Source organism: Nocardioides proteolyticus (assembly GCF_051280635.3).
Taxonomy (GTDB): Bacteria; Actinomycetota; Actinomycetes; order Propionibacteriales; family Nocardioidaceae; genus Nocardioides.
This window is the reverse complement of record NZ_JBNBPO030000049.1, coordinates 1-10,716: the sequence shown is the minus strand read 5'-3', so window position 1 is coordinate 10,716 and position 10,716 is coordinate 1. Positions and strand designations below refer to the sequence as shown.

At 74.0% G+C, this 10,716-nt stretch carries 10 protein-coding genes; all 10 read left to right on the top strand.

What is annotated here, in order from left to right; all coding sequences use genetic code 11:
* Positions 1–167 precede the first annotated feature (167 nt).
* The 10 genes from ACPOLA_RS18920 to ACPOLA_RS18875 all read left to right on the top strand — a co-directional run bounded on the left by ACPOLA_RS18920 (position 168) and on the right by ACPOLA_RS18875 (position 10,639).
* The gene (locus ACPOLA_RS18920) at positions 168–1,781 is read left to right on the top strand and encodes a class I adenylate-forming enzyme family protein (RefSeq protein WP_435772059.1); all 1,614 of its coding nucleotides are present in this window, start codon (positions 168–170) and stop codon (positions 1,779–1,781) included.
* Complete coding sequence (locus ACPOLA_RS18915) at positions 1,778–2,023, top strand: glutaredoxin family protein (protein WP_435772058.1); 246 nt, start codon at positions 1,778–1,780, stop codon at positions 2,021–2,023. Before ACPOLA_RS18920 ends, ACPOLA_RS18915 begins: the two co-directional genes overlap by 4 nt.
* A 48-nt stretch (positions 2,024–2,071) precedes the next feature.
* Positions 2,072–2,638: a hypothetical protein gene (locus tag ACPOLA_RS18910; protein ID WP_435772057.1), complete on the top strand. Its 567-nt coding sequence runs from the start codon at positions 2,072–2,074 to the stop codon at positions 2,636–2,638.
* On the top strand, positions 2,635–4,191 hold the full coding sequence (locus tag ACPOLA_RS18905) for a hypothetical protein (protein WP_435772056.1): 1,557 nt from the start codon (positions 2,635–2,637) through the stop codon (positions 4,189–4,191). The genes ACPOLA_RS18910 and ACPOLA_RS18905 overlap by 4 nt, the downstream gene beginning before the upstream one ends.
* Before the next feature lie 102 nt (positions 4,192–4,293).
* Positions 4,294–5,343 (top strand): glycosyltransferase family 2 protein, encoded by a 1,050-nt coding sequence (locus ACPOLA_RS18900; RefSeq protein ID WP_435772055.1) that lies wholly within the window; start codon positions 4,294–4,296, stop codon positions 5,341–5,343.
* A gap of 32 nt (positions 5,344–5,375) precedes the next feature.
* On the top strand, positions 5,376–5,795 hold the full coding sequence (locus ACPOLA_RS18895; protein WP_435772054.1) for a GtrA family protein: 420 nt from the start codon (positions 5,376–5,378) through the stop codon (positions 5,793–5,795).
* A gap of 107 nt (positions 5,796–5,902) precedes the next feature.
* Positions 5,903–6,598: a redox-sensing transcriptional repressor Rex gene (locus tag ACPOLA_RS18890; protein ID WP_435772053.1), complete on the top strand. Its 696-nt coding sequence runs from the start codon at positions 5,903–5,905 to the stop codon at positions 6,596–6,598.
* The gene (locus ACPOLA_RS18885; RefSeq protein ID WP_435772052.1) at positions 6,595–7,905 is read left to right on the top strand and encodes a glutamyl-tRNA reductase; all 1,311 of its coding nucleotides are present in this window, start codon (positions 6,595–6,597) and stop codon (positions 7,903–7,905) included. Before ACPOLA_RS18890 ends, ACPOLA_RS18885 begins: the two co-directional genes overlap by 4 nt.
* Complete coding sequence (hemC, locus tag ACPOLA_RS18880; RefSeq protein ID WP_435772051.1) at positions 7,902–8,930, top strand: hydroxymethylbilane synthase; 1,029 nt, start codon at positions 7,902–7,904, stop codon at positions 8,928–8,930. Before ACPOLA_RS18885 ends, hemC begins: the two co-directional genes overlap by 4 nt.
* Positions 8,927–10,639, top strand: coding sequence for a bifunctional uroporphyrinogen-III C-methyltransferase/uroporphyrinogen-III synthase (locus ACPOLA_RS18875; RefSeq protein ID WP_435772050.1), 1,713 nt, complete (start codon positions 8,927–8,929; stop codon positions 10,637–10,639). Before hemC ends, ACPOLA_RS18875 begins: the two co-directional genes overlap by 4 nt.
* Positions 10,640–10,716 lie beyond the last annotated feature (77 nt).

The window sequence follows — 10,716 nt, the reverse complement described above, 5'->3', positions numbered from 1 at the left end:
GCCGGGGGACCCCCCGGGGGCGGCGCCCGCGGCCGCCTCGCCCGCCAGCCGGGATCGCTGCTGGAGGTTGAGCCGACGGTGCCGGTCCGCGGTCGGGGCCATGGAGGCCACTGTAGAGACGTCCGGCGCCCGGCGCGCGGCGCGGCGACACGCGTAGGATCGAGCGCATGTCGCTGTCCGAGGCGTCTGCTCCCCCCGACGTGGCCGCGCTGGTCACGTCGGCCGCGGCGGAGCTGCCCGACCGCCTCGCCGTGGTGGAGGCGGGCGGCCGTGGGCTGACCTGGAGCGAGCTCGACGGCGAGGTCGACCGGGTGGCGACCGGCCTCGGCGCCGCCGGCGTGCTGGCCGGCCACCGGGTGATGATCGTGATGGGCAACCGCCTCGAGTTCGTCACCGCCTACCTCGGGGTCCTGCGGGCGCAGGCCGTCGCGGTGCCGGTCAACCCGGGCTCCACCGCCGAGGAGGTCGCCCGGCTGCTCGCCGACTCCGGAGCCCGGCTCGTGGTCGCCGACGCGGACACCGTCGGCACGGTCCGGGACGCGGTGGCTCGTGGGGAGGTGGCCGAGGCCGCCGCCGCCGAGGGGCGGCCCCTTCCACGGGTCGTCGGCCACGGGGTGGCGACCGGCCCCGACGAGCTCGCGTACGACGACCTGCGGCCCGCCGAGGTGCGGGCCGTGCCGCCGCTCCCCGACCCGGAGAAGCTCGCCGTACTGCTCTACACCAGCGGCACGTCCGGGCTGCCGCGCGCCGCGATGCTCACCCACCGGGCCCTGCTGGCCAACGTGGAGCAGGTGGCGTCGGTCGACCCGCCGATGATCCACGCCGACGACGTCGTGCTGGGCGTGCTGCCGCTGTTCCACGTCTACGGCCTCAACGCGGTCCTGGGCGGCGTGCTCCGCCACCGCGCCAAGCTGGTGCTCGCCGACCGGTTCGACCCGGAGGGGACCCTCGACCTGATCGAGGACGAGGCGTGCAGCGTGGTGCCGGTGGCCCCGCCCGTGTTCGCCGCGTGGCGCCACGTCGACGCGCTGGCCGAGCGGCTCGGACCGGTGCGGATGGTGCTCTCCGGCTCCGCGCCGCTCGCGGCGGAGGTCGTCGAGGAGTTCGCCGCCCGGGCCGGTGTGCCGGTGCACCAGGGCTACGGCCTGACCGAGGCGGCGCCGGTCGTGACCAGCACGCTGCTGTCCGCGCAGCCCAAGCCGGGCTCGGTGGGCGCCGCGCTGCGCGGCATCGACGTCCGGCTCGTCGACGAGGAGGGGCACGAGCTCGGCGCGACCGAGGCCGACGACCCCGGCGAGATCCAGATCCGCGGCGCCAACCTGTTCAGCGGCTACTGGCCCGACGGCGCCGACGGGCCCGACGACGACGGCTGGTGGTCGACCGGCGACGTGGGCTTCCTCGACGCCGACGGCGACCTGTTCCTCGTCGACCGGGTCAAGGAGATCGTCATCGTCTCGGGGTTCAACGTCTACCCGACGGAGGTGGAGGCGGTGATCCGCGACGTCGCCGGTGTGCGGCAGGCCGCGGTGGTGGGTGCCCCCGACGACGTGACCGGCGAGGCCGTCGTGGCCTACGTCGTGCCGGCCGACGTGCTGGCAGTGGGCGAGGGCCTCGTCGAGTCGGTGACGGCGGCGTGCGAGGAGCGGCTGGCGCCGTACAAGCGACCGAGCCGGGTGGAGGTCGTGGAGACCCTGCCGCGCACCGTCACCGGCAAGATCCGCAAGGGGATGCTGCGCGGCGAGGAGCGGCGCAAGGCGCTCGGCCTGCTGGAGCAGCCGTGAGCGCGGCGCCGCGCGTCACCCTCTACAGCCGGCCCGGGTGCCACCTGTGCGACGACGCACGGGTCGTGATCGAGGCGGTCTGCGCGGAGCTCGACGAGTCCTACGAGGAGGTCTCGATCGACGGCGACCCCGAGCTCACGGACCGGTTCGGCACCGAGATCCCGGTGACCTTCGTCGACGGCAGGCAGCACGACTTCTGGCGGGTCAGCCCCGACCGCCTTCGGCGGGCGCTGCGCGGCTGAGGAACGCCGCTCCCGCGACCCCGCGGTGCGTCTATCCTCGGCCCCATCATGCGCAGTCCCGTCGTCCCGGCCGCCGCCCGTCGGATCGGCGTCGGGATCGCGGTCCTCGGGCTGCTAGTCCTGCTCCTGCTCAGCCACTCCTTCGGGCGGGCGGTGCCGACCAACAACTACCGACCGACGAGCACCGTCGACCCGCTCGAGCGCGGGTGCTACCCGCTGCCGGGCGGCGCCCGGCTCGACGGGCTCGCCTACCAGGTGCGCTGGGACGGTGACGTCCGGACGGCTGCGGGCGAGCGCCGCCGGCTGCGCGGGCAGTACGACCTGGTCGACCTGGACGAGGCCGTCCGGCTGTTGGTGGCGGCGTTCACGGCGGTCGGGTTCCAGGTCACCGGCGAGGAGAGCGGCGCGGTGCCGTCGGACCGCCGGTTCCGCGAGCTCCGGCACCCGGTGACCGGCGAGGTGCTGACCATCGACGCCCTCGAGCTGCCCGGCACCGGTGAGCAGACCTTGGTCCGGGGCGAGTTCGTGCTGGACCTGCCGGTGGCCCGGCTGGCCAGCGACGACCCGGCATGCCGCGAGCCGAGGTCCACCAAGCGCTGGCTGGCCGGGTCGTGAGCCTCCTGCTCGCCCGGCTCCCGCGGCCGGAGCGGCTGCTCGGTCGGCTGCCGCGACCGGAGGTGCTGCTCGGCCGGCTCCTGGTGGCACACGTCGTGCTCAAGCTGCTGGTCTTCCCGCTGGTGGTGCACAGCCCTCCGTTCGGCGACGAGACGGCCTACGTCAACGGCGGCATGGCGCTCTCCAACCTGGTGCGCGACCTGTTCGCGCTGCGCGAGCCGGACCTGGCTGAGGTGGAGCGCAACGTGGTCGCCTCGGGCTGGTTCATGCCCGGCATGTCGGTGCTGCTCGCTCCCCTCTACCTGCTCTTCCCGGAGGCGCCGACCTGGCTGCTGCGCGGCTACCTGGGCGGGGTGACCCTGCTGCTGGTGGTCGCGGCGGTCCGCGCCGTCGCCCGCAGGTTCGGTGCCGGCTGGGCCTGCGTCGCGCTGGTCCCGGGCCTGGTGCCGAGCTGGGTCGTGCTGACCTACGGCGCGTACGGCGACCTCGTGGCCGGCCTGGTCCTGGTCCTGCTGCTGATGCACCTCGCCACGATCCTCGACGGGTTCCGCCGGGGTGCGCCGCCGTCGCTCCGCGAGGGGGCCGTGCTGGGGCTGCTCGCGATCGTGGTGCTCTACCTGCGCTCCAGCACCTCGGTGCTGCTCGCCGGTCTCGGCGTGCTCGCCGTGGTCACCGCGATGGCGATGCTCCGGGGGCGTGCCCGGCTCCGCGCGGCCGGGTCGGCGGCGGTCGCCGCCGCGGTGTTCGCGGTGCTGCTGGCGCCCTGGTCGGCGTACGCGTCGCACAGCCTGGGGAGCCGGGTGCTGACCACCACGACCGTGCCGACGGTGCTGGCCACCACGTTCGGCGACCCTTCCGAGATCTGCTTCGGCGGCTGCGACCCCGACAGCACCGTGTGGTTCCGGCCGGTGCGCTACGCCCGTGAGGTCGGCCGTGCGACGGGCACGAGCGAGGTCGAGGTGCTCAAGGTGATGAGCGACCACGCACTGCGCGACCTGACGGTGGGGGAGTACCTCGACCAGGCGATCTACAACCTCGGTGCCTACTCGCTGCAGCCGACCAACTTCACCGGCCACCTGGCGCCGCCCGAGGGTCGGGGACCGGTCGGTCGGGCGGGCGAGCGGGCGGCCGACGTGGTGACCTGGGTGCTCTACGTCCCGCTGGTGGCGCTGGGCGCGGCGTCGCTGCTGGCCCCGGTGCGGCGCAGCCTGCGGGCGCGGGTGCTGGACGTCCTGGTCAAGCTCTCCCTCGGCGGGCTGCTGGTGCAGCCGTTCGTGCACCTCGGCGGTGGTCGCTACTGGACGACGGCCGGGCTCCTGTTCGCGCTCGGCGCCGGCTCGCTCGTGCGCGAGCGGCAGGCGGCGCGGGACGCGGCGGCGCCCGCCGCCGGATCCGTGGGGACCGACGGGGCGGTGGCCGCCGAGGGGCTGGTGGCGGCCGGGCCGGCACCCCGGGACGCGGGGCTGGTGCGCTGGCTCGGCCGCGTGCAGCTGCTGCTCCGTGCGCTGACCGGCCTCGTCGTCGCCGTGCTGGTCGGGGCGCTCCTGGTCTGACCGCCGACGGCGTCGCCCGGTGCGTCGGCGTGTGGCGGACCTGACGCTGCGGGTATTCCGGAGGCGGCACGGCCGGGGGCGGGGTCGCCTAGAGTGCCGGACATGGATGGCTCCCCCGACCTCCAGACCGGTCCGGCACGGATCGCCTACGTCCTCCCCGTCTACAACGAGGAGGCCAACATCGCCGCCTTCCACGCGGCGCTCGTGGCGGCGACCCAGCAGCGTCCCGACCTCCAGTTCGAGTTCGTCTACGTCGACGACGGCAGCCGGGACGCCTCCCTCGAGCGGCTCGTCGAGCTCCGCAAGCGCGACCCGCGGGTCACCGTCGTGGAGCTCTCCCGCAACTACGGCCACCAGGTGGCCGTCACCGCCGGCCTCGACCTGGTCGCCGAGACCCACGCCGCCGATGCGGTGGTGGTGATGGACACCGATCTCCAGGACCCCCCGCGGGTGAGCCTGGAGATGATCGAGCGCTGGGAGCACGGCGTCGAGGTCGTCTACGCGCAGCGGCGCACGCGCAAGGACAGCGCCTTCAAGCGGGCCACCGCCTGGGTCTTCTACTGGGCGCTGGACCGGCTCGCCTCCATCGAGATCCCGCGCAACGTCGGTGACTTCCGGCTGATGGACGCCAGGGTGGTCGCCGAGGTCGTCCGCTACCGCGAGCACGACCGGTTCCTGCGCGGGATCGTGGCGCACGTCGGGTTCCGCCAGGAGGCGCTGCTCTTCGACCGCGACCAGCGCCACGCCGGGCGTAGCGGCTACCCGCTCCGCAAGATGCTCAGCTTCGCGGCGAGCGGCATCCTCGGGTTCTCCACGACGCCGTTGCGGATGATCTCCCGGCTGGGCTTCGCGATCTCCGCGTTCAGCGTGCTGCTGGGCGGCTACGTGCTGTGGGTGCGGCTCTTCCGACCGGAGGAGTCGGTGCCGGGCTGGGCGTTCCTCGGTGTCGGCATGTTCATGCTCAGCGGCATCCAGCTGGTGATGATGGGCGTCATCGGCAGCTACCTGGGTCGGGTGTACGTCGAGGCGCAGGACCGTCCGCTCTACACCGTCGCGATGGTCGCGCGGGAGTCCGGCCGGGCGCTGCCCCGTCGCCACCGCGACATGGGCGCCCTGGACCCTGCCGTGATCGAGGCCGGGGCACGGCCCTGAGCCATCGCTCGACGGCCCTGCGCTTCGCGGCGGTGGGGGTCTGCAACACCGCCATCGACACCGTGCTGTTCGTCCTCCTCCACGACCGGCTGGGCATCACCCTGGCCAACCTGCTCTCCACCTCGGCCGGGATGGCCTTCAGCTTCGTCGTGAACGGCCTGTTCACCTTCGGGGCGGGCCGGCTGACGCTGCGGCACGCGCTGCTGTTCGTCGCCACGACGGGCGTGGTGATGTGGGTCGCGCAGCCGCTGCTCATCCACGGCTGGCTGTGGCTGCTGGCGCAGCTGCCCGGCCTCGGCGACGCGGAGCTCTCGGCCGCCGACCTGCGCCTGTGGGCCGCCAAGCTGGCCGCCATCGGCTGCAGCCTGGCCCTGAACTTCGTCGCGTACCGGTACCTGGTCTGGCCGGCGGCCGGGCGGCGGAGCCGGGTCACCGAGGGGAGAGCCGGGTGACGCAGCCCTCGCTCGCCCGGCGCCCCAGAGATTTTGTTCGCGCGTTCACAAGCTCTTAGAGTGATCCGGTCGCGCAGCGCCGGCGAGCGCGGCTGGAAAGTGGAGCTGTGACCGCACGGAGTTCGACGGATCCCGCCCGGGTCATCCCCGAGGCCACGGTCGCGCGCCTGCCCGTCTACCTCCGCGCACTGACGGCCCTGGCAGAGACCGGGATCCGCACCTGCTCGAGCGAGGACCTCGCCTCCGCCGCGGGCGTCAACAGCGCCAAGCTGCGCAAGGACCTGTCCTACCTCGGCAGCTACGGCACCCGCGGCGTCGGCTACGACGTCGACTACCTGCGCTACCAGATCGCCCGCGAGATCGGCGTCACGCAGGACTGGCCTGTCGTCATCGTCGGCATCGGCAACCTGGGTCACGCCCTCGCCAACTACTCCGGCTTCCGCAGCCGCGGCTTCCGGGTCGTGGCGCTGCTCGACGCCGACCCGGCGCTGGCCGGGGAGGTCGTCGCGGGCGTCGCCGTACGGCCCTTCGACGACCTCGAGGCGATCGTCCGCGACTCCGCCGTGGCGATCGGCGTGATCGCGACCCCCGCGGCCGCGGCGCAGGACGTCGCCGACCGGATGGTCGCCACCGGCATCAGCAGCATCCTCAACTTCGCGCCGGCCGTGCTGTCGGTGCCCGACGGGGTCGACGTGCGCAAGGTGGACCTCTCCATCGAGCTGCAGATCCTGGCCTACCACGAGCAGCGCAAGGCCAACGGCGCCGACACCGCGCCGGCCGAGGCCGACGGGGGTGCGGCATGAGCGTCCTGGTCGTCGGCATCTCCCACAACTCGGCACCCGTCTCGCTGCTGGAGCGCGTCGCGCTCGACGACGACGGGGTGCAGAAGCTGATCGCCGACGCGGCGTCGTGCGAGCACGTCACCGAGGCGACCGTCATCGCGACCTGCAACCGGCTCGAGATCTACACCGAGGTCGAGCGGTTCCACGGCAGCATCGAGCAGATCTCCCGGCTCCTCGTGGAGCGTGCCGGCGAGTCCACCGAGGCGATGCTGCCCCACCTCTACGTCCACTACGACGACGGCGCGATCTCCCACCTGTTCCAGGTCGCCGCAGGGCTGGACTCGATGGCGGTCGGCGAGGGCCAGATCCTCGGCCAGACCCGCGAGGCGCTCCGCCGGGGCCAGGAGCTGGGCACGGTCGGGCCGGCGCTGAACCTGCTCTTCCAGCAGGCGCTGCGGGTCGGGAAGCGCGCCCGTGCGGAGACCGGCATCGAGCAGGTCGCGCCCACGCTGGTCACCGCCGCGCTCGCGGAGGTGGGCAAGGTCGTCGGCCCGGTCGAGGGCAAGTACGTCGCCGTGGTCGGCGCCGGGGCGATGGCCGGCCTCGCCGCCGCCACCGTCAGCCGGCTCGGTGCGGGCCACGTCGCCGTCGTCAACCGGTCACCCGAGCGCGCACAGCGCCTCGCGTCGCTGTACTCCGGCCACGCCGTCCCGCTCGACGCGCTGGCCGAGCAGCTCGGCCGCGCCGACATCGTGATCAGCTGCACCGGCTCCGCCGGCACCCTGATCGACCGAGGAGGCCTCGAGTCCGCCCGGGCGGAGGTCGCCGGCCGACCTCTCGCACTGATCGACCTCGCCCTCCCGCACGACATCGCCCCCGACGTCGTCGTACTGCCCGGCGTCAGCCGGATCGGCCTGGCCGAGCTGGCCGACCTGCTCCAGGGCGGCGAGACCGGCCGGGAGGTCCAGGACGTCCGGCGGATCCTCGGCGAGGAGGTCACCGCCTTCCTCGCCGCCCGCCGCCAGTCCAGCGTGACGCCCACCGTGGTGGCCCTCCGCTCCATGGCCACCGGCGTGGTCGACGCCGAGATGACCCGCCTCGAGAGCCGCCTGCCCGACCTCGACGACGCCACCCGCGCCGAGATCCGGCACACCGTGCGCCGCGTGGCCGACAAGCTGCTCCACGAGCCGACCGTGCGCGTGAAGGAGCTCGCCAACGAGCAGGGCGCCGTCTCCTACGCCGCCGCGCTCGCCGAGCTGTTCGCGCTCGACCCCGAGGCCGTCGACGCCGTGACCCGGCCGATGGGCGTCGAGGAGGGGCCGTCATGAGCACACCCACCCGGACGCTCCGGATCGGCACCCGGCGCAGCGCCCTCGCCACCACCCAGTCCGAGCACGTCGCCGCCGCCCTGCGGGAGCGGCTCGGTGTCGACACCGAGCTCGTCGAGATCACCACCGAGGGCGACCGCAGCCAGGCCTCCGGCGTACCGCTGTCGCAGGTGGAGTCGGCGGACAGCACGGTCGGCGTCTTCGTCAACGCGCTGCGCGACGCGCTGCTCGCGGGGGAGGTCGACGTCGCGGTCCACTCCCTCAAGGACCTGCCGACGACCCCGGCCGAGAGCATCGCCCTCGCCGCCGTGCCGCCGCGCGAGGACCCTCGTGACGTGGTCGTCGCCCGCGACGGGCTGACCCTGGGCGAGCTCCCGCCGGGCAGCCGGGTCGGCACCGGCTCGCCGCGCCGTGTCGCGCAGATCGAGGCGCTCGGCCTGGGCGTCGAGCTGGTCGGCCTGCGCGGCAACGTGGACACCCGCATCGGCAAGGTCCGCTCCGGTGAGTACGACGCCGTCGTGCTCGCCCGCGCCGGCCTGGCCCGGCTCGGTCGGCTCGGCGACGTCACCGAGGTGCTCGACCCGATCCAGGTGCTGCCGGCCCCCGGGCAGGGCGCCCTGGGCGTGGAGTGCCGGGCCGACGACGCCGAGACCCGTGAGGCCCTCGCCGCCCTCGACGACCCGGCCACCCGCGCCGCCGTCGCCGCCGAGCGGGCGACCCTCGCCACGCTCGAGGGTGGCTGCTCGGCCCCGATCGGCGCGCTGGCCGAGGTGGCGGAGGGCGAGACGGGCCCAGAGCTCTGGCTGCGTGCGGTCGCGTTGTCGACCGACGGCGCGCTCGCCGTACGAAAGTCGGCGTCGGCGCCCCTGGGCGACGACGTCGTGAAGTGGCCGCAGACCGCGGCCGATTTGGGGGATCGGCTGGCGGCCGAGATGCTCGACGACGGAGCTGGCCAGCTCACCGGGGCTCCCGCCGGTGAAACCCACGACCCATCCGCACGATCCGCAGAGGTGCACAACGCATGACGCGAGCCACGACAGCCAGCAAGCAGGCTGCCCTCCGAGACGCCTCGTCCCGCGGCTCCACGGGAACCGCCACGACGTCCGCTTCCCAGGTCCAGGCCGGCGGCGTCGCCTTCGTCGGCACCGGCCCCGGCGACCCCGACCTGCTGACGGTGCGCGCCGTGCGGCTGATCGAGGAGGCCGACGTCGTCATCACCGAGGAACCGGGACACGTCACCCTCGTGGAGGTCGTCTGCGGGCGGCTCGCGGCGGTGTCGGAGACCGGTGAGGCCTGCTCCGGTCCGGAGATCGTCGACGGCGGCTTCGGTGAGGACGGCCAGCCGCTCACCCACGCCGCCCGGGCGAAGGTGGTCGTCAAGCAGGCCAAGCGCGGCCTGCGCGTCGTCCGCCTGCTCGGCGGCGACCCGTTCCTCTACGCCTCCGGGCCCGAGGAGGCGCAGGCGGTCGCCAAGGCCGGCATCGCGTTCGAGGTCGTCCCCGGCGTCTCGTCGGTGGGCGCCGTCCCCGCCTACGCCGGCATCCCGCTGACCACCAAGGACCACCGGGAGGTGGCCGTGGTCACCTGCGGCGAGAAGGTGGACTGGAGCCGCTACTGCGACACCCCGACCCTGGTCCTGCTCTCCGCGGTCGGCCAGATCGGCGACATCGCCAAGCAGCTGATCGCGATCGGCCGCTCGCCGGAGACCCCGGTGGCGATGACCCGGGTCGGCACCACCACCGAGCAGCAGACCATCACCTCGACGCTGGAGCGGATCGCCGCGGACGCTCGGGCGGCCCGGATCTCCCCGCCGGCCATCACGGTCGTCGGCGAGGTGGTCGACCTGCGCGAGAAGCTCTCCTGGTTCGAGACCAAGCCGCTGTTCGGCTGGCGGGTGCTGGTGCCCCGCACCAAGGAGCAGTCGGCCGTGCTGTCCAACCGGCTGCGCGAGTTCGGCGCGGTGCCCGAGGAGGTCCCGACGATCTCCGTCGAGCCGCCGCGCAACCCGCAGCAGATGGACAAGGCCGTGCGCGGCCTGGTCGAGGGTCGCTACGAGTGGATCGCCTTCACCTCGGTCAACGCGGTGAAGGCGGTGCGCGAGAAGTTCGAGGAGTACGGCCTCGACGCCCGCGCGTTCTCCGGCCTCAAGATCGCCGCGGTCGGCGACAAGACCGCCCAGGCCATCGGTGACTGGGGCCTGCGCGCGGACCTGGTCCCGTCGGGCGAGCAGTCCGCCGCCGGCCTCCTCGAGGACTGGCCGGAGTACGACGAGCAGCTCGACCCGATCAACCGGGTCTTCCTGCCGCGCGCCGACATCGCGACCGAGAACCTCGTGGCCGGCCTGATCGACCTCGGCTGGGAGTGCGACGACGTGACGGCGTACCGCACCGTGCGGGCCGCCCCGCCGCCGGCGCCGACCCGCGACGCGATCAAGACCGGCAAGTTCGACGCGGTCGTGTTCACCTCGTCCTCGACCGTGCGCAACCTGGTCGGCATCGCCGGCAAGCCGCACCCGTCGACGGTGATCGCGGTGATCGGTCCGGCCACCGCCAAGACCGCGGAGGAGCACGGCCTGCGGGTCGACGTGATGGCCCCCAAGCCCGACGTCGAGCTCCTCGTCGAGGCCCTCGCCGGCTTCGGTGCCGCCCGTCGCGCCGCCCTCGTCGAGGCCGGCGAGCCGGTGACCAAGCCGTCGGACCGCAAGCCGTCCGCGCGCCGCCGGAAGGCGGAGTAGCGGGCGGAGGTGCAGGTAGCAGCGGGCATGTAACTCGGTGTTACGTCGACTACCTCGGTGCTGTGACCGGTCACAGC